Origin of the sequence: Mycobacterium sp. NPDC006124 (assembly GCF_040614235.1) — a bacterium.
In the GTDB taxonomy this organism is placed as follows: Bacteria; Actinomycetota; Actinomycetes; order Mycobacteriales; family Mycobacteriaceae; genus Mycobacterium.
Map to the genome: position 1 here is coordinate 130,424 of NZ_JBEXUA010000004.1, position 20,432 is coordinate 150,855.

24 protein-coding genes and 1 pseudogene are annotated in these 20,432 nt (G+C 68.9%); 13 read left to right on the forward strand and 12 right to left on the reverse strand.

Features of this window, described 5'->3' with window-relative positions; all coding sequences use genetic code 11:
• Positions 1-101 precede the first annotated feature (101 nt).
• Positions 102-716: an FMN-binding negative transcriptional regulator gene (locus ABZ195_RS10225; protein ID WP_355217263.1), complete on the reverse strand. Its 615-nt coding sequence runs from the start codon at positions 714-716 to the stop codon at positions 102-104.
• Positions 717-784: 68 nt separating this feature from the next.
• On the opposite strand from ABZ195_RS10225, the gene ABZ195_RS10230 reads away from it, so the two are divergent.
• The 4 genes from ABZ195_RS10230 to ABZ195_RS10245 are packed head-to-tail and all read left to right on the forward strand — an operon-like array spanning position 785 to position 4,247.
• Entirely contained in the window at positions 785-1,678 is an 894-nt protein-coding gene (locus ABZ195_RS10230) for a fructose bisphosphate aldolase (RefSeq protein WP_355217265.1), read from the forward strand.
• Positions 1,678-2,049, forward strand: coding sequence for a DUF1801 domain-containing protein (locus ABZ195_RS10235; RefSeq protein WP_355217267.1), 372 nt, complete (start codon positions 1,678-1,680; stop codon positions 2,047-2,049). Before ABZ195_RS10230 ends, ABZ195_RS10235 begins: the two co-directional genes overlap by 1 nt.
• A gap of 46 nt (positions 2,050-2,095) precedes the next feature.
• On the forward strand, positions 2,096-3,541 hold the full coding sequence (locus ABZ195_RS10240; RefSeq protein ID WP_355217269.1) for an SDR family NAD(P)-dependent oxidoreductase: 1,446 nt from the start codon (positions 2,096-2,098) through the stop codon (positions 3,539-3,541).
• A gap of 7 nt (positions 3,542-3,548) precedes the next feature.
• Positions 3,549-4,247, forward strand: a complete 699-nt coding sequence (locus tag ABZ195_RS10245) for a TVP38/TMEM64 family protein (RefSeq protein ID WP_355217270.1) — start codon at positions 3,549-3,551, stop codon at positions 4,245-4,247.
• Here the strand turns inward: ABZ195_RS10245 and ABZ195_RS10250 are convergent.
• The gene (locus ABZ195_RS10250) at positions 4,244-5,377 is read right to left on the reverse strand and encodes a cellulase family glycosylhydrolase (protein WP_355217272.1); all 1,134 of its coding nucleotides are present in this window, start codon (positions 5,375-5,377) and stop codon (positions 4,244-4,246) included. The genes ABZ195_RS10245 and ABZ195_RS10250 overlap by 4 nt on opposite strands.
• A 193-nt stretch (positions 5,378-5,570) precedes the next feature.
• Between ABZ195_RS10250 and ABZ195_RS10255 the strand changes: the two genes are divergently transcribed.
• A complete protein-coding gene (locus tag ABZ195_RS10255) occupies positions 5,571-5,888 on the forward strand; it encodes a hypothetical protein (protein ID WP_355217274.1) in 318 nt (105 codons plus the stop codon).
• 33 nt (positions 5,889-5,921) lie between these two features.
• Positions 5,922-6,224 carry a thiamine-binding protein gene (locus ABZ195_RS10260; RefSeq protein WP_355217275.1) on the forward strand — a complete coding sequence of 101 codons (303 nt, stop codon included), beginning with the start codon at positions 5,922-5,924 and terminating at the stop codon, positions 6,222-6,224.
• 10 nt (positions 6,225-6,234) lie between these two features.
• Here the strand turns inward: ABZ195_RS10260 and ABZ195_RS10265 are convergent, their stop codons facing one another.
• The 3 genes from ABZ195_RS10265 to ABZ195_RS10275 all read right to left on the reverse strand — a co-directional run bounded on the left by ABZ195_RS10265 (position 6,235) and on the right by ABZ195_RS10275 (position 10,469).
• Positions 6,235-7,743 carry a carboxyl transferase domain-containing protein gene (locus ABZ195_RS10265; protein WP_355217277.1) on the reverse strand — a complete coding sequence of 503 codons (1,509 nt, stop codon included), beginning with the start codon at positions 7,741-7,743 and terminating at the stop codon, positions 6,235-6,237.
• Entirely contained in the window at positions 7,740-8,933 is a 1,194-nt protein-coding gene (locus ABZ195_RS10270; protein WP_355217279.1) for a CoA transferase, read from the reverse strand. The genes ABZ195_RS10265 and ABZ195_RS10270 overlap by 4 nt, the downstream gene beginning before the upstream one ends.
• Before the next feature lie 162 nt (positions 8,934-9,095).
• Entirely contained in the window at positions 9,096-10,469 is a 1,374-nt protein-coding gene (locus tag ABZ195_RS10275) for an SLC13 family permease (protein WP_355217281.1), read from the reverse strand.
• A gap of 156 nt (positions 10,470-10,625) precedes the next feature.
• Between ABZ195_RS10275 and ABZ195_RS10280 the strand changes: the two genes are divergently transcribed.
• Complete coding sequence (locus ABZ195_RS10280) at positions 10,626-11,333, forward strand: FCD domain-containing protein (protein ID WP_355217283.1); 708 nt, start codon at positions 10,626-10,628, stop codon at positions 11,331-11,333.
• Here ABZ195_RS10280 and ABZ195_RS10285 read toward each other — a convergent pair.
• The 6 genes and pseudogenes from ABZ195_RS10285 to ABZ195_RS10310 all read right to left on the reverse strand — a co-directional run bounded on the left by ABZ195_RS10285 (position 11,330) and on the right by ABZ195_RS10310 (position 15,271).
• Positions 11,330-11,695, reverse strand: coding sequence for a DMT family transporter (locus ABZ195_RS10285; RefSeq protein ID WP_355217285.1), 366 nt, complete (start codon positions 11,693-11,695; stop codon positions 11,330-11,332). The genes ABZ195_RS10280 and ABZ195_RS10285 overlap by 4 nt on opposite strands.
• Complete coding sequence (locus tag ABZ195_RS10290) at positions 11,578-11,919, reverse strand: EamA family transporter (protein ID WP_355217286.1); 342 nt, start codon at positions 11,917-11,919, stop codon at positions 11,578-11,580. The genes ABZ195_RS10285 and ABZ195_RS10290 overlap by 118 nt, the downstream gene beginning before the upstream one ends.
• Positions 11,898-12,164 (reverse strand): hypothetical protein, encoded by a 267-nt coding sequence (locus ABZ195_RS10295; RefSeq protein ID WP_355217287.1) that lies wholly within the window; start codon positions 12,162-12,164, stop codon positions 11,898-11,900. The genes ABZ195_RS10290 and ABZ195_RS10295 overlap by 22 nt, the downstream gene beginning before the upstream one ends.
• Before the next feature lie 56 nt (positions 12,165-12,220).
• Positions 12,221-13,180 carry a tripartite tricarboxylate transporter substrate-binding protein gene (locus ABZ195_RS10300; protein WP_355217289.1) on the reverse strand — a complete coding sequence of 320 codons (960 nt, stop codon included), beginning with the start codon at positions 13,178-13,180 and terminating at the stop codon, positions 12,221-12,223.
• Positions 13,181-13,182: 2 nt separating this feature from the next.
• A pseudogene (locus ABZ195_RS10305) lies at positions 13,183-14,034 on the reverse strand (SDR family oxidoreductase).
• Positions 14,035-14,248: 214 nt separating this feature from the next.
• Positions 14,249-15,271: an iron-containing redox enzyme family protein gene (locus tag ABZ195_RS10310; protein WP_355217291.1), complete on the reverse strand. Its 1,023-nt coding sequence runs from the start codon at positions 15,269-15,271 to the stop codon at positions 14,249-14,251.
• Positions 15,272-15,362: 91 nt separating this feature from the next.
• Here ABZ195_RS10310 and ABZ195_RS10315 point away from each other — a divergent pair, with 91 nt between their 5' ends.
• From ABZ195_RS10315 to ABZ195_RS10325, 3 genes are all read left to right on the forward strand, one after another.
• Positions 15,363-15,623, forward strand: coding sequence for a hypothetical protein (locus ABZ195_RS10315; protein ID WP_355217293.1), 261 nt, complete (start codon positions 15,363-15,365; stop codon positions 15,621-15,623).
• Between the two features lie 169 nt (positions 15,624-15,792).
• On the forward strand, positions 15,793-16,632 hold the full coding sequence (locus ABZ195_RS10320) for a L,D-transpeptidase (RefSeq protein ID WP_355217294.1): 840 nt from the start codon (positions 15,793-15,795) through the stop codon (positions 16,630-16,632).
• Positions 16,633-16,820: 188 nt separating this feature from the next.
• A complete protein-coding gene (locus ABZ195_RS10325; protein ID WP_355217296.1) occupies positions 16,821-17,318 on the forward strand; it encodes a hypothetical protein in 498 nt (165 codons plus the stop codon).
• Positions 17,319-17,366: 48 nt separating this feature from the next.
• On the opposite strand, the gene ABZ195_RS10330 is transcribed toward ABZ195_RS10325, so the two are convergent.
• Complete coding sequence (locus ABZ195_RS10330; protein WP_355217298.1) at positions 17,367-17,942, reverse strand: TetR family transcriptional regulator; 576 nt, start codon at positions 17,940-17,942, stop codon at positions 17,367-17,369.
• Between the two features lie 144 nt (positions 17,943-18,086).
• On the opposite strand from ABZ195_RS10330, the gene ABZ195_RS10335 reads away from it, so the two are divergent.
• From ABZ195_RS10335 to ABZ195_RS10345, 3 genes are read left to right on the forward strand one after another with little or no spacing between them, the layout of a single operon-like run.
• Positions 18,087-19,382, forward strand: coding sequence for a cytochrome P450 (locus tag ABZ195_RS10335; protein WP_355217300.1), 1,296 nt, complete (start codon positions 18,087-18,089; stop codon positions 19,380-19,382).
• Positions 19,379-19,573 carry a ferredoxin gene (locus tag ABZ195_RS10340; RefSeq protein ID WP_355217302.1) on the forward strand — a complete coding sequence of 65 codons (195 nt, stop codon included), beginning with the start codon at positions 19,379-19,381 and terminating at the stop codon, positions 19,571-19,573. Before ABZ195_RS10335 ends, ABZ195_RS10340 begins: the two co-directional genes overlap by 4 nt.
• A gap of 4 nt (positions 19,574-19,577) precedes the next feature.
• Positions 19,578-20,432: an SDR family oxidoreductase gene (locus ABZ195_RS10345; protein ID WP_355217304.1), complete on the forward strand. Its 855-nt coding sequence runs from the start codon at positions 19,578-19,580 to the stop codon at positions 20,430-20,432.

A 20,432-nucleotide genomic window follows, 5' to 3' on the forward strand; every position in this document is an offset into this window, starting at 1 on the left:
TCCGTCCTCGGTCACGACGCAAGGCGACCATCACCCGGCGATGAACAAACGGTATACCGTTTATGTTTCTTGGGTGTGACGATCGAGAACGTTCGTGTTACCTAGTCCCGGCGCTGCGCCGCCACGGCGTCGGCACCGCGGGCGTCACCCTCGCGTCGCAGCCCCGCGACCACACCGTCGATGTCGGCGTCGGGCCGGTTTTGGCTGAGCTTGAACTTGGCCTCGATGCGGGAGATCGCCACCTCGACGCCGACGATGGCGCGCAACTGTCCCTCGACGAACCGCGCGGGCGCGTCGTCCACCGACCACGGGACCGCGCGCCGGCCCTCGTGGTGGTCGGTGAGCCGACGGACCAGATCGCCAAGCCAGTCGGCGTCGTCGTGGATCGTCACCGTGCCGTGGACGTGGGCCACGACGTAGTTCCACGTGGGGACGACTCGGCCGTGTTCGGCCTTGGACGCGTACCAGCTCGGCGTCACGTAGGAGTCGGGACCGCGGACTATGACCAACCCCGCGACCCCGTCGGCGCGGCGCCAATGGTCGTTGTTGCGCGCGAAATGACCCTGTAGGACGCCACGTTCGCGGTCATAGAGGAACGGCAGCATGGTGGCTTCCAGCCCGTCCTTGCCCGCGGTGACCAAATCCGCCGCGGCGTTGCGCGACAACAGTTCGTGGACGGCCTCGTCGTCTGCGGAGAAGTGGGCCGGAACGTACATCGATCCATCCTCCCAGAGGAATATGCTCGCGACATCGGCTCGAAACGACTCGACACGGGATGGGTGAGATGGTCGACCAGACGCAGGCGCACCGGATGACCGAGGGCCGCGGCTTCATCGCCGCGCTGGACCAGAGCGGCGGTTCGACGCCCAAGGCCCTGGCGCTCTACGGCATCGACGAGAGCGAATACCCCGGCGAGGCCGAGATGTTCGACCTGATCCACCGCATGCGCGAGCGCATCATCACCTCACCCGCGTTCGGTGGCGACCGCATCCTCGCGGCCATCCTCTTCGAGCAGACCATGGACCGCGACGTGGAGGGCACGCCGTCGGCGACCTACCTCTGGGACGTCAAGGGCGTCGTGCCGTTCCTCAAGATCGACAAGGGTCTCTCCGACGCCGCGAACGGGGTCCAGTCGATGAAGCCGATTCCGGGCCTCGACGACCTGCTCGACAGGGCGACGGCCAAGGGCATCTTCGGCACCAAGGAACGGTCGGTGATCGGCGCCGCGGACTCCGCGGGCATCGAGGCGGTCGTGGCGCAGCAGTTCGAGATCGCCGACCGGGTGCTCTCCCACGGGCTGGTGCCGATCCTGGAACCCGAGGTCACGGTGACGATCACCGACAAGGCCGACGCCGAGGCGATCCTGCTCGACCAGCTCACCGCCGGCCTCGACGCCGTTCCCGACGGCCGGCAGGTGATGCTGAAGCTCTCGCTGCCCACCGTGCCCAATCTGTACCTGCCCCTGATCGAGCACCCCAAGGTGATGCGCGTGGTCGCGCTCTCGGGCGGCTACTCCCGCGACGAGGCCGACGAACTGCTCGCCAAGAACACCGGCCTGATCGCCAGCTTCAGCCGCGCCCTGACCGAGGGGTTGTCGGCCAAGCAGTCCGACGAGGAGTTCAACGCCACCCTCGACGCGTCGATCCAGGCCATCTACGACGCCTCCGTCGCCGGCTGATGGCCGACGACGACTCGCCCTCGGCGAAGATCGACCAGCGGATCGCGGAACTGGGCGACTGGCGCGGCGCCACACTCGCCCACGTCCGAGAGCTGATCACGACGGCCGATCCCGACGTCGTCGAGGAATGGAAGTGGCGCGGGGTCCCCACCTGGTGTCACGACGGGACGCTGTGCACCGGTGAGACGTACAAGGACAAGGTCAAGGTGACCTTTGCGAAGGGCGCGTCGCTGCCGGACCCGAGCGGGGTGTTCAACGCCAGCCTCGACGGCAAGGTCCGGCGGGCGGTCGACATCGGCGAGCACGACGTGCTCGACGACGCGGCGTTCATCGCGCTGGTGCGCGCCGCGGTGGAGGCCAACGCTCGCTGACGTTCGACGAATCGGCCGAGAGCCGGTTGACCAGTACTCTTCCCCCGTGACCGAGATCGACCCGGAGAAGCTCAGGGCGTGCCTGGAGGTGCTGTCCGAGGTCAGGGCGCTGCCCCCGGAACACCCCGATGCCGTGGCCGTTCGCCGCGCGACGGCAGGTGTGTTCAAGGCGGTCAAGCAGGCCCGCCGCCACGCCAAGCGCGATGCCGTCGCCCAAGCCGACCGCGCGGTGATCGCCGCCACCGCGACCGGTGCACCCGGTCGCATCGACGACGAGACCCAGGGTCTGCCCCTGGTCTCGACCGCGGCCGGCGCCACCGCCGGCACGCTGCTGCGGTCGCGCGCCTGCTACGCCTGCAAGAACCACTACACGCAGGTCGACGCGTTCTACCATCAGCTCTGCCCTCAGTGCGCCGCGTTCAACCGGGCCAAGCGCGAGGCCCGCACGGACCTCACCGGACGACGCGCGCTGCTGACCGGGGGCCGCGCCAAGATCGGCATGTACATCGCCCTGCGGCTGCTGCGCGACGGCGCCCACACGACCATCACCACCCGCTTCCCCAACGACGCCGTCCGCCGCTTCGCCGCCATGGAGGACAGCGCCGACTGGCTGCATCGCCTGCGGGTGGTCGGCATCGACCTGCGCGACCCCGCCCAGGTGGTCGCGTTGGCCGACGCAGTCTCCGAGCAGGGCTCCCTGGACATCCTGATCAACAATGCCGCGCAGACCGTGCGCCGCTCCCCCGGGTCCTACGCCGCGTTGGTCGAGGCTGAACGCGTCAGCCGGCCCGAACTGATCTCCCGGACGGCGGGGGTCATCACGTTCGACCACGTCAGCGACGCGCACCCGGCCTCCCTCGCCGGCAGCCTCGCCGAGCACCAGACCCCGCATGCGCTGACCCAGGTCGCGCTCACCGAGATGGCCCTGACCGCTCGCAGCGCGTCCCCCGAGCGCATCGCCGCGGGCACGGCGATCGACGCCGGCGGGTTGCTGCCCGACACCGCGTCGGTCAACAGCTGGACCCAACGCGTGCACGAGGTCGACGCGATGGAACTGCTCGAGGTGCAGCTGTGCAACCAGACCGCGCCGTTCATCCTCGTCAGTCGGCTGCGCCCGGCGATGGCGGCGTCCGCTGCCCGCCGCAAGTACGTGGTCAACGTCTCGGCGATGGAGGGGCAGTTCAGCCGCGCCTACAAGGGTCCCGGGCACCCGCACACCAACATGGCCAAGGCGGCACTGAACATGCTGACCCGCACCAGCGCGGGCGAGATGCTGGAGCAGGACGGCATCTTGATGACCGCCGTCGACACGGGCTGGATCACCGACGAACGCCCGCACCCCACCAAGATGCGGCTCGCCGACGAGGGTTTTCACGCCCCGCTGGATCTGGTCGACGGCGCGGCGCGGGTCTACGACCCGATCGTGCGGGGCGAGGCCGGCGAGGACGTGCACGGCTGCTTCCTCAAGGACTATTCACCGAGCAACTGGTAACCCGGCCGTGACCGACGGGGATGCCGACGACGACCTGCCCGTGCCGTCCACCCGGCGCGGCCACGTCATCCGGCTCGGTCTGTTCGTCGCGTTCCTGCTCGCGCTCTTCTACGCGGTGGCCGTCGCCCGGGTCGTCGACGTCGGCGACGTGCGCAGGGTGGTGATGGCGGCCGGGCCCGCCGCACCGCTGGCCTACGTCGGCGTGTCGGCGGTGCTCGGCGCCATCTTCGTGCCGGGACCCATCCTCGCGGCCGGCAGCGGCGTGCTGTTCGGACCCGTCCTCGGCACGTTCGTCACGCTCGCCTCCGCCGTCGGCACCGCCTGCGTCACCAGCCTCGTCGGCCGCCGGGCCGGGCATGACGGCGCGCGATCGCTGATGGGCAGCGAGCGAGCCGACCGGCTGGACGCCCAGGTTCGGCGACGGGGGTTGTGGGCCGTCGTCGGCCAGCGCTTCGTGCCGGGAATCTCCGACGCACTCGCCTCCTACGCCTTCGGCGCCTTCGGAGTTCCGTTGTGGCAGATGGCCGCCGGCGCCTTCATCGGGTCGGCTCCGAGAGCGTTCGTCTACACCGCGCTGGGTGCGTCCATCGGCGATCTGTCGGCACCACTGGCCTACACGGCGATCGCGGTGTGGTGCGTGACGGCGGTCGTCGGCGCCTTCGCCGCCCATCGTGGCTACCGGGCGTGGCGGGGCCGCAAGCCCTAGGAGGCCTGGCGGGCGCCGGTCAGCTGCTGAATGGTCTTGATCTCGGCATCGCGATAGGGCCGGCCGTCGGGCCGCAGCAGATCGCTGAACCACGTCTTGGGCTCCGACGGGTCCGGCTTGTCCCAGGTGTCCCACGGCAGGTAGGTCTGGGTCTTGCCGGCGACCAGTCCCCAGTTGTAGGCGGCGACGTTGCGGCGCTTGGCCACCGGCAGGATGCCCTCGATCGTGCTGCCCTGCGGGCGGGCCAGGTACTCGGTGCACAGGATGGGCCGCCCCAGCGGGGCCAGCTCCTCGATGCGGGACTCGAACTCCCCGGGCGAGGCGTAGGAGTGGAAGCTCACGACGTCGGAGTTGTCGAGCTGGATGCCGGCGATCGTGCTGCGGTTGCCCGCACCCCAACTGCCCTGCCAGACGCCACTTGTCAACGGTTGGGCGGGGTTCGCCGCACGGGCCCACTGGAACACCTGCGGCAGCAGCCCCGCCACGAGGTCGGGCTTGTCGCCGCGTTCGACCTTGCGGTAGACCTTGGCCGGATTGTCGGGCTCGTTCCAGACGTCCCACGCCAAGACGCGTGGATCACCGCGAAATTGGCTCACCACGCCCGTGACGTAGTCCTGCATCGTGGCGGCGTAAGTCGGGTCTCCCAGGCGGTCGGCGCCCGGTCCCTGCACCCATCCCGAATTGTGCACCCCGACGACGGGCGCGTGCTGCGGCCCGAGCTTGGGATGCGGATCCCAGCAGGAGTCGAACAGGACGAACATGGGTTTGATGCCGCGGCTCGCGGCGATGGCCACGAACTGCGCGAGACGACGCTGGAATCCTCCACGGTCCTGAGCCCACAGCAGATCGTGCAGGAACACGCGCATCGTGTTGAACCCGAGCTGACGGGCGATGGCGAACTCGGTGTCGATGCGCTTCGGATCGTAGGTGCCCTGCTGGAACATCTCGATCTGGTTGATCGCCGTGGCCGGCACGTAATTCGCCCCCACCAGCCAACCCTGGCCCTGATACCAGGCGTTGGCGCGGTCGGCCGTCCACCGGGCCGGATCGGCCGAGGCGACGGGGATGCGGGTGAGGGCGGCACCTGCTGCCAGCATCAGCGGAAGCTTCAGGGCAGTTCTGCGGTGCACAAGGCCACCGTAGGTTCCGCGCAACCGCCGACGCCGTCTCGCCGCCGCCGTGCCACGAATCGCAATCGTTCGGGTTCGGAATCGTTATCCGCCGCGCCGGGTCTCGCCGGCGCAGGCTGCCCGATGGCGACTCACAGGTGGCCGTCGGTAGCATTGGCGGTCCTCTGACCAGTCGTACGGGAAGGCCATCCGCGTGACGAAGATCCGCATCGCCGCACTGACGTCGACGATGGGCGCGTTGGCCCTCCTGCTGGCCCCGTCTGCGGCCGCAGACTTCGACCGGGCTGGCTATCTGCGGTGCATGGTGTCCGACTCGATGTCGGTCGGTGGGCTTGGCATCGACTCCAGCACGGCGGCCAAGATCGGTGCCGAGGCCTACGACGCCCTCGGCGGTGCCACCCCGACCAAGTCGGCTCAGGAGCAGGAGGTCGCCGCGCTGTCCAAGCAGCACGGGGTGTCCGAGCCCCTGGCCACGCTGATCGTGCGGTGCGCAACCAACCCTCGGGGTTGATCGACGACGAGTTCGGTGTGCCAGGCTGGACGCATGATCGTTGCCTTCAGCATCACCCCGTCCACCGGTGACGACACCGGCGGCGTGCACGACGCAGTCGCCGAGGCCGTCCGCATCGTGCGCGAGTCCGGATTGCCCAACGAGACCAATGCGATGTTCACCAACGTCGAGGGTGAGTGGGACGAGGTGATGGCGGTGGTGAAGCGGGCCGTCGACGCCGTCGCCGCGGTCTCGCCACGGGTGGGTCTGGTGCTCAAGGCCGACATTCGGCCCGGCTACACCGGTGAGCTCACGGCGAAGGTGCAGCGGCTCGAGGACGCCCTCGACCGGCCGTGACGCCGACCTCTCAGCGAGCGGCGGCCGACGCGTAGCCCACGCGGCTAAATCGCTTGGCCCTGGCGATCATTCGCATGTCGGCGTCCTGGGCGATCAGCTCGGCTAGCTCTCGGTGCAGAGCCGCACCGACCCGCTCGCAGAACTGCTGAGCCTCCTCGGCCGCGTCCGGGCGCTCGGGGATCACCAGGTCGACGATCCCGGCCCGCCGCAAGTCCAGCGACCGGATGCCCTGGCGGTCGGCCATCTCCGGGGCGTGCGCGACGTCGCGGTGCACGATCGCGCTGGCGCCCTCCGGCGGCAGCGGCGAGAGCCAGGCGTGCTGCGCGGCGAGCACCCGGTCCGCGGGCACCAGTGCCAGTGCGCCTCCGCCGGTGCCCTGCCCCAGCAGCAGTGACACCGTGGGGGTGTCGAGGTCCACCATGTCGGCGATGCACCGCGCGATCTCGCCGGCGAGACCACCCTCCTCGGCATCCTTCGACAGCGCCGCGCCGGCGGTGTCGATGACGGTGACCAGCGGCAACTGCAGGTCCTGAGCCAGTCGCATGCCGCGGCGAGCCTCCCGCAGGGCCGCGGGTCCCAGGGGCGTGGTCGGCGTCTGACCGCGCCGGTCCTGCCCAAGCAGCACGCAGGGCACGTCCCCGAACCGCACCAGCGCCAGGATCAGTCCCGGATCCGACTCTCCCTGCCCGGTTCCGTTGAGCGCCAACACGTCTGCTGCCGCGTTGAACAGCAGTTCGCGCACGCCGGGGCGATCACTGCGGCGCGACGCCAACACCGAGGTCCACGCGGGCACGTCGTCGACGACCCACTCGGGTGGGTCGACCACCAGGCGGCGACACGCTGGCGCGTCGGTCATGATGCGCAGCGCTCGGTCGACGATCTCGCCGAGTTGCTCCGGCGGACGCACGGCGTCGATGAGACCGTGGGCCTGCAGGTTCTCCGAGGTTTGGACCCCGCGCGGGAACTGGTCGTCGTAGAGGGCCTCGTATACCCGTGGCCCCAGGAAGCCGATCAGCGCGCTGGGCTCGGCGACGGTCAGATGACCCAGGGATCCCCAGGATGCGAACACCCCGCCGGTCGTCGGGTGGCGCAGGTAGACCAGGTAGGGCAGGTGCGCCGCCTTGTGCGCGGTGATCGCGGCGGTGATCTTGACCATCTGGAGGAACGCGACGGTGCCCTCCTGCATCCGGGTTCCACCGGAGGTCGGCAGCGCCAACAGCGGAAGTCCCTCGGCGGTCGCCCGGTGAATCGCCGTCACCAGCCGCTCCCCCGCCGCCACACCGATCGATCCGCCGAGGAAGGCGAACTCGCTCAGCAGGATTGCCACCCGGCGACCGCGGATGCTCACCGCCCCGGTGATCACCGACTCGTCGAGACCGGTCTTGGCGGTGGCTTCCTCCAGTTCGTCGGCATAGGACTGGTCGACGGGATACTGAACCGCCGGGGAGTCCCAGCTCTCGAAGCTGTCCACGTCGGCGAGGACCTCGAGCAGTTCGGCCGCCGTCAACCGGGTCCTCACACCGCCTCCTCGAGCCAGGCCCGCACCAGCTCGTCGTCGCCACCCAGGACGGGAGGCGAAAGATGCCGGGTCTCGGTCACTTCGGTGCCGTCGGCGTCGAAGAAGCGCAGCGGCGGGCCGGGCAGCGTCACCCGGCCGAGCGTCGGATGGTCGACGTCGACCAGCAGACCCTGGGACTTGGTTTGCTCCCACTCGTAGACCTCTTGGACGTTGCGGACCTTGCCCGCCGGGACGCCCATCTCGTCGAGGAAGGTCAGCAGCGGCTCGGTCTGCCAGGTGCCGAAGAGTTCCGAGACCACGTCGATCACGCGAGCGCGGTTGGCCACGCGTTGCGGATTGGTGGCCATGCCGTCGCGGTCCGAGTCGATGCCGAAGCCGTCACAGAAGCGATGCCACAGACCCTCGCTGCCCACCGAGATCTGCACGGCCCCGTCGGCGGTCGGAAACAGGCCGTAGGGACAAATCGACGGGTGGTGGTTGCCCTGGGCCTGCCCGACCTCGCCCGCGACGGTCCACCTGGTGCCTTGAAAGGCGTGCACGCCGACGACACTGGCCAGCAGTGACGTGCGCACCACCCGGCCCGTGCCGGTGCGGTCGCGTTCGCGCAGGGCGGCCAGGACGCCGAATGCGCCGTACATGCCGGCCAGCAGATCGGCGATCGGAACGCCCACGCGCTGAACGTCATCGGGCCCCGAGCCCGTGAACGACATCAGGCCGGCCTCGCCCTGGGCGATCTGGTCGTAGCCCGATCGGCCACCTTCGGGTCCGTCGTGGCCGAACCCGCTGATCGACAGCACGACCAGGCGCGGGTTGAGTTCTGCGAGTCGTTCGGTGGAGAAGCCGAGGCGGTCCAGCACGCCGGTGCGGAAGTTCTCGAGCAGGACGTCGGCCCGGCACACCAATCGTTCGAGCGCTTCCCTGCCGTCGTCGGTCTTCAGATCCAGGGCGATCGACCGTTTGTTGCGATTCGCCGACAGGAAGTAGGTCGACTCCCGCTCCGCGTCGGCCGGCTGGACGAAGGGCGGACCCCAGGACCGGGTGTCGTCGCCGCCCTTGGGGCTCTCCACCTTGATCACGTCCGCGCCCAGGTCACCGAGCATCATCGCGGCGTGCGGGCCGGCGAGCGCCCGCGTGAGATCGACGACCACGGTGCCGGTGAGCGGGCCGGTTCTCCCCGAGTTGAGTGACATGACGCGATCCTCCCATTGGATTGGTGACCTAGTGGCCTATCCAATTATCGATCGGCGTAGGAGCGATGTCAATGTGCGTTCCATGAGAATGAGCAGCTCAGACGGCCTTTCCATGGCGAAGCGGCGACACGCGCGATCGCGTGCCGCCGTCGCCGGACCAGGTCAGAGCCAGCCGGGGACCACCAGGAGTGCCCAGGCGATCGCCGGGCCGACGACCACGACGAGAGCGCTGTACTTGAGGATCTGCTTGTAGAACACGTCCCGGTCGACGCCCTGCGCGTTGGCCAGCACGAGCGCCCCGTTGGTCGAGAAGGGGCTGACGTCGACGATGGTCGAGGCGATGGACAGGGCCACGATGACGCCGATCGCGCCGACCTCGCCCGCCATCAGGAACGGGACCGCGAGCGGGATCGTCACACCGAGGATGGCGGTCGAGGAGGCGAAGGCCGAGACGATGGCGCCGATGTAGCACAGCAGCAGTGCCACGAGAAGCGGAACACCAAGGCCCGCAACGCCGTTGCCGACCCATTCGATCGTGCCCGCTTCCTGCAGAACCCCGACGAAGGTGAGGACGCCGCCGATCAACAGGACCGTCGACCAGCTGATCTGGTTGATCGCCCCCTTCTGCGCCTTGGGTGACGCGAGCGCCAGGATGACCGCGACGGTCATCGAGACGAAGCCGACGTCGAGATCGAGGATCAGCGAGAACACCGCGAGGGAGGCGAGTCCGATCAGGGTCAGGATCTGCTCGAAGGTGATGGCCTTGACGGCGGTGGCCAACGGCGGTGCGTTCTCGGCCGTCACCGCCTGCGAGGGCGCCTTCGTGGTGGTCGTCCCGAACCCCCGCATGACCGTGGTGGGCGTCTTGCCGCCACCCACCGAGCCGGTGTCGTCGTCGGGGCGGGTGTCGTCCTCGTCGTGCACGCTGCGACCGATGAGCGAGCGGCCGCCGAGGAAGACGAAGAGCAGGACCCCGATGGCGGCGTTGAACACCAGACTGCCGAGGAACAGCGTGAGCGGGCTGTTCTCCAACCCCGCCTTGGCCGCGATGTTGTTGACCGTGACGCCGTAGATGCTGATCGGCGAGAACCCGCCGGCCTGGGCACCGTGGATCACCATCATGCCCATGAGCAGCGCGTTGATGCGGTACCGGGCGGCGAAGCCCAAGGCGATGGGGGCGACGATGGCGACCGCGGCGGGCCCGAGCGCCCCGATCGACGTCAGGACCCCGGTGATGCCGAACATCACCCATGGGATGAGCGCGACCCGCCCCCCGACCAGGCGCACGGCACCTCGGACCAGGAGGTCGACGGTCCCGTTGTTCTGTGCGATCGCGAAGAGATAGGTGATGCCGACCAGGGTGAGGAAGAGGCTGCTGGGAAATCCGCCGATGATCTGGTCGGCGTCCATTCCGACGGCGACGGTGCCGACGAAGAACGCCGCGACGAAGCCGAGTGCGCCCATGTTGACCGGCAACACGGTGGCCGCGATGAACATGACGGCTAGCGCCAGGATCGGTATCAGTTCGGTGGGCATGTCGGTCTCCGCGTCGTCGGGTGGCTGATTGGCCTAGCCACTGGGTCACTTGGAGTGAATCAGCGAACCAGGTCACTGTCAAGGCCCCGGTGTGTCCGCCGTCATGCCGACGGCGGGCTACCCTGTGGTCCAGAGGAACAGAGAGCGAGTGACACAGTGGCTGAGCAAATTCGACCGGTGGCGCGGCCCCGGCTGTACGAGGTCATCGTCGAGCAGTTGTGCGAACACATGGCCAATCGCGACATGCAGGCCGGTGAGCGGCTGCCACCCGAGCGCGAACTCGCCGCTCAACTCGGGGTGAGTCGCGCGTCCCTCAGCCAGGCCCTGGTGGCGCTCGAGGTACAGGGCATCCTCTCGGTGCGCCACGGCGACGGCGCCGTCCTGATCCGGCGGCCCGTCGGCGACTCCGCCATCCGCGCGCTCCGCGAGCACGCCGACCGGCTGCCCGAGGTGATCGAGGCCCGCGAGGCGCTGGAGGTCAAACTCGCCGAGCTTGCCGCCGAACGTCGTAGCGACGCCGAGATGGCCGCGATCGACGACGCCCTGGCGATCATGGACATGGAGATCACCGAGGGCGAACGTGGCGTGTCCGGCGACGAGCACTTCCACCGTGCCATCACCGCGGCCGCTCACTCCCCACTGTTGGCCCGACTCATGGGCGAGATCGCCGAACTCGTCCGGGAGACGCGGATCGAGTCGCTCTCCCAGTCACAGCGGCCGCGCGCCTCGCTCGAGGGTCACCGGCGCATCGCCGAGGCGGTACGCAGGCGCGACTCGATGGAGGCGGGCCGCGCCATGGCCGAACACATCCGCCTGGTGTCCGACGTCGCCCTGCTCCGCGACGACGACGGCCGCGGAGCCTAGGTTCGCGTCCGAACCCGTTGTGACCCTTCGCTTCTCGCACGGATGGCAATCAACCCACCACCGATCACCAACGCCATCCCGCCGTAGGTGACCAGCGTCGGCGGACGGTTCCAGATCAGCCAGTCGGCAATCGCCGTGAAGACGATGACCGAATAGATGAACGGTCCCAGCTTCTCGGCCGGGGCGTGGCGATAGGCCAGCACGATGAGCACCTGCGACGTGAGCTGCGCCAGCCCGAGCCCGATCAGCCAGGCCCAGGCGGCCGGCGCCAGTCCAGCATCGCCACGGGCACCGACAACAGCGTCGACAGCGCGAAGAAGTAGAACAGCACCCGCAGGATCGGTTCGGTCGCACCGAGCCATCGCACCGACATCATCGCCACGGCCAAGAGGAGGGCGCCTGTGAAGGCGGCCACCTCGCCGACGTCGACCCGGTGCCCCTGAGGCTGCAACACCAGGACCACGCCGGCGAAGCCGACGACCGCGCCGACCCAGGTCGCCGTGGCGACCCGTTGGCGCGTCACCGCCCAGGCGATCAACGGCATCCACAGCGGCGCGCTGTACGTCAGAAGGGTGGCGTTGGCCAACGGAATTCGCCAATGGCGAAGAACAGCGCGTACCAGCACGCGGTTTCGGCGACGGCCCGAAGGAGGTGCAGGCCGATCTTGCCGGTGCGCATCGACGACCAACCCCCGCGGATCACCACCGGCACCACGAACAGCAGACAGATCGCGTTCTGGAAGAGCAGCGGCATTCCGGTCGACGCGTACCGACCGGACACCTTCGCCACCGTGCCGACCACTGCCACGCAGAAGAAGGCCGCCGTGGTCAAACACGCTCCGAGAACCAGGTTTTCGGGTCGACGACCCACGCCGGCCCCGGCGTTGGTCACCCCCGCGCCGCCTGCAGTGCGGTCTGCACGTCGGCCTGGGTCTCACCCAGGAAGTTCTGGAAGTCATCGCCCACCATGAACGTCGTGGTGAACTGGCCGCGCTCGGCGGCGTCCTTCCACGTCGCGGTGTCCACCATCCGGGCCAGGGCCTCGCGCCAGTAGTCCACCGCGTACGCCGGCATGTCGGGCGGCCCGTACAGGCCGCGCCAATTCGACAGCGTCACGTCGAACCCCTGCTCTCCGGCGGTCGGTACGTCCAGTCCTGGCAACCGGTCCTCGGCCAGCACGCCCAACCCCTTGAGTGCCCTGGTCCTCACCTGACCGATGAACTCGCTCACCCCACCGATCGCGACGCCGACCTGCCCGCTGGCGAGCGCGGCACTCTGATCCCCGCCGCCCTCGTGGGTGACGTAGTGCACCCTGGAGGGGTCACCGCCCGCCGCGGACACCAGCAGGTCGAACGGTGCCTCGTCGTCGAGGGCGGCGCCGATCGCGACGCGCGACGGATCGGACGCGACCGCGGCCAGCAGGTCACCGAGGTTCTGGAACGGCGCGTCGGGCCGCGCGACGACCACGAAGTACTCGGTCATCAGCCGGGCGATCATCGTGACGTCGCGGTAGCCGTACTTGGACGTGCCGCCGAGTTGGTTGGTCATCATCGACAGCGACGTCACCGAGATCTGGTCGTCGGCACCGCGATACCGCTCCACCATCGTGGCGAGGAAGTCCGCCCCGCTGCCGCCCGGCCGGTTCTGCACCGGCAGCGGCACGTCGACGATGCCCTCCTTCTGCAGCGAGTCCACCACCGCCCGGATGGTCAGGTCGAACCCGCTGCCCGGCGACGCGCCCGCCGTCATCGTCACCGGGCCGGCGGGGTAGCCGTCGGCGGAGGCGGAGCCCTGACATCCCGCCAGCACCAGACAGGCGGCGAGCAGTGCGAGGCAGGCGTGTCTCATCTTCAAAGGGGTTCTCCTGGTGTGGGTGTGGCCGCCTCGGCCACGCGGGCCCTGGCGTTCATGCGCGCAGTCTCGCGCGCCAGGACGGCGTTGAGCATCCGGGGCGCGACGACGTCGAGGGCCCGAAGCGCGAGCGCCTTTCGCGGCGCGATGCGGATGGGACGGGTCTTGGCGGCGGTGACAAGCCATCGGGCGGCCTCCTCGGCCGACAGCGCGGCGACACCGTCCTAGACCCGGGTCGGGGCGATCATCGGAGTGGCCACCAGCGGGAAGTACACCGTGGTCGAGTGCACGCCGGCCTGCCCCCACTCGGTGTCGACGACCCGACTCACCGCGCTCAACGCCGCCTTGGATGCGTTGTACACCGAGAACATCGGCGAGGACTCGGGCAACACCCGCCACGTCGCGACGTTGACCACGTGACCGTCACCGCGAGCCAGCATTCCGGGCGCCAACCCGCGCATCAGTCTCAGCGGCGCATAGTAGTTGAGCGCCATCACGCGTTCGACGTCGTGCCACCGCTCCAGCGAGTCGATCAGCGGGCGGCGAATCGACCTCGCCGCGTTGTTCACCAAGACGTCCACGGGGCCAACGGCATTGGCGAGCGCGTCGACCTGGTCCAGGTCGGCCAGGTCGGCCGTCATCGCGACGGCGTCTCCGCCGTCGGCGACGATCCGGGCCACCACCTCGGCCAGCAGGTCCCCCCGGCGGGCGACGGCGATGACGGTCGCGCCCTCGGCGGCGAACATCTCGGCGGCCACCGCTCCGATACCCGACGAGGCACCGGTGAGCAGTATTCGCTTGCCGCGCAAAACGACCGGCGCGCGGGTGGGCCACCGCGGGACGGGTCGCATGCCGGCCAACCGCAGCGCCCGCGATAATTCGGAGATCACGAGGCGACGTCGAACCCGGCCGTGCGACCGACCACCCTCAGTGCCGTCATCGGGACGTCCGATCCTCGCGGTCGTTGATGCGGCAAACTCTAGAGGACGTCGGGGCGCTTATTTGCAATAGCGTCGAAACTTCCGGTCCGGGGCGCGGCGGGTGACACCAGCTCCCAGATGCCCGTTACGACAACGGCGTCCGCAACGACGACTCGCCGGCCGCCCACTGCGACGACATGTGGGCCGCGAGCCGGCTCTCCACCACGTCGAAGGCACGCATACCGAAGACGACGTCGGACTCCAGATGTGGTTCCCGCGCCACCAGATCGGCGACGACGTCGGTGCGCACGACCTGCTCGTGCACGGCGTCGGCTTCCACGTGCTCGCGGTAGAAGCGCACGCACGCCTCGGGTGCCCTCATCCGTCGCAGTGCGTCGACGAGCCGCGCCGAACCCGGCGAGGACGTGATCTCGGTGGCGGCGAAGTGACCGACGGCGGCGCCCCGGAACTCGCGGTGCAGCCCGAACAGCGACATGACGTTCACCACTGCCAGGGCCTCGGCGGGCACCGCGGACAGGTAGTGCAGGTACCCCGAGTCCAGGCCGGCGGCCGACATGAGGTCACCGAAGAGCTGTTGGTGGGCGTGATCGGCTCGGCCGCCGCCGAACTCGTCGAACTCCACCGCCACGAACGCGGCCTTCGCCGCCCCGGAGAGGCGGGGGATGGCCCAGGCGTGCGGGTCGCCCTCCTTGAGGTGGTAGATCGATCGGTGCACGAAGTACTCGAGCATCTGCTCCCAGCTGCCCTCGTCGCGCAGGTAGTACGACAGCCCGGTGCCCTCGACCGGCGTGATGGACAACTCGGCCATCTCCTCCTCGGCCGTGGCGTCGACCGCGCCGACTTCCTGCTGCACCGCCGCGAGGAAGGAGTCCTCCAGCCGCGCCCGCAGATGAAGCACGCCCGGATCCCACTCCCAGCATGGCTCGACGTCGGCGAATCCGCGGTAGTGCAGTTCGTAGCAGACGTAGAGAGCCAGCTGCAGATCGCGACCCCACGGCGCCGAGTCGCCGACCGGCGCGTCGACCGGGATGAAGCTGCGACGCGGAGCGCGGCACTTCAGGTGCGCGATGAGGGCACCGGACAGTGGTCCGGCGGCGGTTGGGAGATCGGGCTCGAGATACGTGGCAGGTGACGTCACTTTCGGCATTTACCCGGTGGTGGGGCGCATAAACGGCAGTGCCCGCACCAGGTCGGGTCGTCGTCGCGACGACCCCGGCCGGGTTGCGTACAGTCGGGTCATGACCACAGCCGACGAGGTCGACGACGCGCAGATCAGTGAGATCGTCGAGCAGGAGTTGGCCACCGCGGTGGCCGATCCCGACCCGGTCTACGTGGTCTACCTCGAGTACGAGGGTGACGAGTACACCTCGGCCCACACCTCGCAGGAGGGGGCCGAGACTCGCGTCCGGGAGACCGCCTCGCAGTGGGGTTTCGCCGACGTCCTCGGCACGGATCTGGTGACCTACCGCATCACGAAGGTTCCGCTCGAGACACCCTGACCCCACACGTGGGTCGATCTTGATTGCCAGCGAACCGGTTTCGACTTTGCTGGCCGTTTCCGAAGCGTGATGATTCCTTCATCGAATTGCTCACGCACAGGCATATCCCGAAGTGACATGGCGACTCTACGATCAATTGACAACCATGTAATTTAGAAAGTCGGGAGCCATGCGTCAGGTGTTTCGGTGTGTTCTGGCAATGATCGGAGCCAGCGCACTCGTTGCTGCAGCCCCTGCGGGCACCAGCATGGCGGCCGCCGCCGCACCCCGCGGACCAGTCGTCGCATCCGTGCTCCCCCGCCCCGGAGAGGTGGTCGGCGTGGCACATCCGGTGGTGGTCACGTTCACCTCGCCCGTGTCCGACCGGCCCGCCGCCGAACGCTCGGTCGACGTGAGGTCCTCCCCCGCGATGACCGGTAGGTACGAATGGCTGGACGCCAGGTCGGTGCAGTGGGTCCCCGACCGCTTCTGGCCGGCGCACACCACCATCTCCCTGTCGATGGGTCGCTTCAAGACCGAATTCGCTACGGGCGCTTCGGTCGTCGGCGTCGCCGACCTCTCGGCGCACACGTTCACCGTCCGCATCGACGGCGTCGACGCGGGTCCGCCCTCGACCGTGCCCACCCCGCACCACCGGCCGCACTGGGGTGAACCCGGGGTACTCCCCGCATCGATGGGCAGGCCCGAGTATCCGACGCCCGTGGGCACGTATACCGTTCTAGGCAAAGACCGTTCGGTGTACATGGACTCGAGCAGCGTCGGCATCCCGGTCAGCGCGCCCGACGGATACCAGATGGACGTCGACTTCGCCGTCCGCATCACGAGCCGGGGCTTGTTCGTGCATTCCGCTCCGTGGGCGGTGAATTCACTGGGGTATGAGAACGTCAGCCACGGCTGCATCAACCTCAGCCCCGAGGACGCGGAGTGGTACTACGACACCGTCAACGTGGGTGACCCGGTGATCATCCAGGAGAACAGCATCGAAGTCCCTCACCCGGTGACGCCGTGACGCGGTCCCGCGGTCGTGGCGCCCGCGCCGCACCGCGACGTCACCATTTGGAAACGACTCGGCGTGGACGTGTCGCCAGCCGGGCTTTGCTGCCGATAATTGACAGAGTCGTCGATCGGCGGCCGTACGGCGTATCGCCGCTTTACATCACATGTGGAATGAGTACAGAAATGAAGGAGTCGACGTCGATGACGATCTTGGATCGATTCACCATCGGGTTGGTGGGTGCCGTTGCTGGGTTGTGCGGGGTCGCCGTCGCTGTGAGCCCGGGCGCCGCAGCCGTGCCCTTCAAGACGGGTGGCTACGAATGCCTCGCTCCGGCGGCCGGGGGCTCCGCACCCGCACCCGCGGCAGGTGGTGCGGCGGCCTGCGCCCCGGTGGGCGGCATGGGAGGCATTCCGATGGGGCTGCCCGGCCCGCCGCCCCCGATCGCACCGCCGCCGGTGGTCCCGCCGATCGCGCCGCCGCCGGTGGTTCCGCCCATCGCGCCACCTCCCGTCGTCCCGCCGATCGCGCCGCCCATCGTGCCCGCGGCACCCTTGGCCCCCGCGGTTGGCGGCATGGGTGGAGTCGCGCCGGCCGGCGGTTACGGCGGCAAGGGCGATCTGATCCTTCCGGCCGACCCAGGTGCACCGGCCTCCGGGCAACCGATCCTGCCGGGCCCGGCCGCCAGAGGCGCGAGCTAGCCGCTCGTCACCGACGGGTCGTGAACGCGTGGGCGCCACCCGCGACGTTCACGACCCGTCGTGCGTGCTGCGTAGGCCCAGCGTCCGCCGCCCGGCGGCGATCAACTGGTGGCGCAGAGCCCCTTCGTCGACGTCTCCGTAGTCGACGCTCACGGCAGACGCCAGTCCCGACATCACCATGACCGCCTTGACCTGACCGCCGAGGCCGGGTTCCACCTCCGCCAGCAGGCTCATCTGGCGACGCACCACGGCCGCCCACTCCGACCGCATCCGCAGCAGTTCCAGTACACCCGGATCGCCGCTCAACAGCGGAACCAGGTCGCGGTTGGCTGCGGCGAGGGTGGCGAAGCCGACCAGGAAGTGGTCGGCCCGCGCACGCACGCCGCGGCGCGCCTCGGCGGCCTCCAGGAGATCGCCCACCTCTGCCATGAGTGGCTCGATGACCGCACCCAGCAACTCCTCGCGAGTGCGGAAGTGGTGGTAGATGGCCGATTTCGTCAACCCAAGCTCGTCGGAGATCATCTGCAGCGACGTTCCCGCGACGCTGTGCCGAGTGAACAATTCGACCGCCACGTCGACCAGACGCTGACGGGTCGGTCCGGCCTCCACCGATCGTCGTGCCACGAAACCCCCCGTCGATTGGCGACCATCGTACGTCCACCGACCATTCGTACAGACGAGTACTGTACGGTTGGTCAGTAATTGCCCATACGATTGGTCAGTAAATCGCCGACCGCACCGGTCGTCAATGCCATGAGGGGAGCACCTGTGACTACTCGCGAACTCGACTTCTTCCACGACGACGCCCTGATCGAGAATCCGTATCCGGTGCTACACCGCATGCGAGCCGTCAGCCCCGTGCTGCGCGAGCCGGTGTACGGCGTCATGGTGGTCACCGGGTACGAGGAGGTGCTCGCCGTCGTCGGCGATCCCGACACGTTCTCGTCATGTCACTCCGTGACCGGGCCGATCCCCGGCTTCCCGGTTCCCCTCGACGGTCTCGACGGCGCCGAGGTCAGCGCGTTGATCGACGCGCACCGCGACGAGTTGCCGTTCAGCGACCAACTCCCCTCCTTCGACCCGCCCAAGCACACCGCGCACCGGGCGCTGCTGTCTCGGCTCATCACGCCCAAGAGGCTCAAGGAGAACGAGGAGTTCATGTGGCGCCTCGCCGACCGCGTGCTCGACCCGTTCCTGGCCGACGGCGGGGGCGAGTTCCTCGCGACGGTGGCCACGCCGTTCGCCCTCCTCGTCGTCGCCGACCTGCTCGGCGTGCCCGAGGAGGACCACGCCGAGCTGACCGCCGCCCTGACCGGTGACCTGGCCCTGGGCAACCCCGACCAGAGTGCCGTCATGGCGCACAGCCCACTGGAGTACCTCTACGCACGCTTCACCGACTACGTCGAGGATCGCCGTCGAACGCCGCGGGGTGACGTCATGACCGAGATGGCGCTCGCCACGTTCCCCGACGGATCTGTCCCCGAGGTGATCGACGTCGTCCGGGTGGCCGCCAACCTGTTCTCCGCCGGCCAAGAGACCACCGTCCGGCTGCTCTCCTCAGCACTCAAGCTGGTGGCCGAGGACTCGGCGCTGCAAGCACGACTGCGCGCGGACCCCTCGGTCATCCCCAACGTCGTCGAGGAGGCGCTACGCTTCGAGAGCCCGATCAAGGGCGACTTCAGACTGGCCCGGTCCGCGACGACGGTTGGCGGAGTCGACGTGCCCGCCGGCACCACCATGATGGTCCACTACGGCGCGGCCAACCGCGATCCGCGCGTCTTCGACGATCCCGACACGTTCGATCCGGACCGCCCGAATGCTCGGCGGCACATCGGTTTTGGCCGGGGCGTGCACAGCTGCATCGGCGCACCGCTGGCTCGCGCGGAGGGCCGGGTCCTCCTCCAACGGCTCCTGGAACGCACCACCGAACTCACCCTCGACGACGAACGTCACGGGCCTGCCACCGACCGCCGGTTCGACTACGTGCCCACCTACATCCTGCGCGGCCTGACCCGTCTGCACGTCACCGCCGAGGCGGCTCCGACCGAGGACACCGCGCGATGAGGGTCGTCGTCGACGACGGAGCGTGCGCCGGGCACGGCGCCTGCGTCGCGATCTGCCCGGAGGTGTTCGCGCTCACCGACGACGGTTACGCCGAGGCCGTTCTGTCGGAGATCCCACCGCACCTGCAGGCCTCGGTCGACGAGGCGATCGACGCCAGCCCCGAACGAGCCATCACGACCACGAAGGACTAAACCGATGTCGACTGACTTCAGCAACAAGGACCGCACCGCACTCGACCTGTCCGGCAAGGTGGTCGTCGTCGTGGGGGGTGGCCAGCAACCCGGGCCAGGCATGGGCAACGGGCGGGCCATCTGCCTACTGGCGGCGCGCCACGGCGCGGAGGTGGTCGTGGCCGACCGGAATCTCGCCGCCGCCGACGAGACCGTCGACCTGATCTCCGCCGAGGGCGGCCGCGCCTACGCGGTGGCGGCGGACGTCTCGGTCAAGGAGGACTGCGAGCGCATCTTCGACGTCGCCCTCGCGACGAGCGGCCGGGTCGACGGCATGGTCTACAGCGTCGCGGTCAACCCGCCGTCCGACCGCGACACCAACTCCATGACCGTCGAGGACTTCGACTACGGCGTCAACGTCAACATGCTCGGGTGCTATCACTGCAATCTGCTTGCCGCCCAATGCATGGAGCGCAACGACGGCGACACCACCGGCAGCATCGTCAACATCTCGTCGATCGCGAGCGTGAAGAACGAACTGGGGCTGAACATCGGCATCATGCCCTACGCACTGGGCAAGTGCGGGCTCAACCACATCACCGAACTGACCGCCGTCCAGTTCGCCGGTCGAGGGATCCGCGCCAACACCCTGATGCTCGGTCCCATCGACTCGGTGATCTCCCACAACGACTCTCAGTCGCTGTTCGGACTCGACTCCGACGAGGTCGCGGCCGCCTACGCGAAGGTCCTCAAATTGAAGATGGGCCGGGCGACGGTGTGGGAGTCCGCGTATGCCGCGGTGTATCTGCTGGCCGACGAGTCCCGATTCATGACCGGTCAGCAGATCCGTCTCGACGGTGGGGCCACGTTGGTGCGGTGA

What these genes read in the sequence shown, in the direction of transcription:
- ABZ195_RS10225 (WP_355217263.1), bottom strand. Translation starts at nt 716, where the DNA reads ATGTACGTTCCGGCCCACTTCTCCGCAGACGACGAGGCCGTCCACGAA.
- ABZ195_RS10275 (WP_355217281.1), bottom strand. Translation starts at nt 10,469, where the DNA reads ATGCCCACCGAACTGATACCGATCCTGGCGCTAGCCGTCATGTTCATC.
- ABZ195_RS10320 (WP_355217294.1), top strand. Translation starts at nt 15,793, where the DNA reads ATGCGTCAGGTGTTTCGGTGTGTTCTGGCAATGATCGGAGCCAGCGCA.
- ABZ195_RS10230 (WP_355217265.1), top strand. Translation starts at nt 785, where the DNA reads ATGGTCGACCAGACGCAGGCGCACCGGATGACCGAGGGCCGCGGCTTC.
- ABZ195_RS10340 (WP_355217302.1), top strand. Translation starts at nt 19,379, where the DNA reads ATGAGGGTCGTCGTCGACGACGGAGCGTGCGCCGGGCACGGCGCCTGC.
- ABZ195_RS10260 (WP_355217275.1), top strand. Translation starts at nt 5,922, where the DNA reads ATGATCGTTGCCTTCAGCATCACCCCGTCCACCGGTGACGACACCGGC.
- ABZ195_RS10270 (WP_355217279.1), bottom strand. Translation starts at nt 8,933, where the DNA reads ATGTCACTCAACTCGGGGAGAACCGGCCCGCTCACCGGCACCGTGGTC.
- ABZ195_RS10300 (WP_355217289.1), bottom strand. Translation starts at nt 13,180, where the DNA reads ATGAGACACGCCTGCCTCGCACTGCTCGCCGCCTGTCTGGTGCTGGCG.
- ABZ195_RS10310 (WP_355217291.1), bottom strand. Translation starts at nt 15,271, where the DNA reads ATGCCGAAAGTGACGTCACCTGCCACGTATCTCGAGCCCGATCTCCCA.
- ABZ195_RS10285 (WP_355217285.1), bottom strand. Translation starts at nt 11,695, where the DNA reads ATGGCTCGGTGCGACCGAACCGATCCTGCGGGTGCTGTTCTACTTCTT.
- ABZ195_RS10325 (WP_355217296.1), top strand. Translation starts at nt 16,821, where the DNA reads ATGACGATCTTGGATCGATTCACCATCGGGTTGGTGGGTGCCGTTGCT.
- ABZ195_RS10315 (WP_355217293.1), top strand. Translation starts at nt 15,363, where the DNA reads ATGACCACAGCCGACGAGGTCGACGACGCGCAGATCAGTGAGATCGTC.
- ABZ195_RS10235 (WP_355217267.1), top strand. Translation starts at nt 1,678, where the DNA reads ATGGCCGACGACGACTCGCCCTCGGCGAAGATCGACCAGCGGATCGCG.
- ABZ195_RS10345 (WP_355217304.1), top strand. Translation starts at nt 19,578, where the DNA reads ATGTCGACTGACTTCAGCAACAAGGACCGCACCGCACTCGACCTGTCC.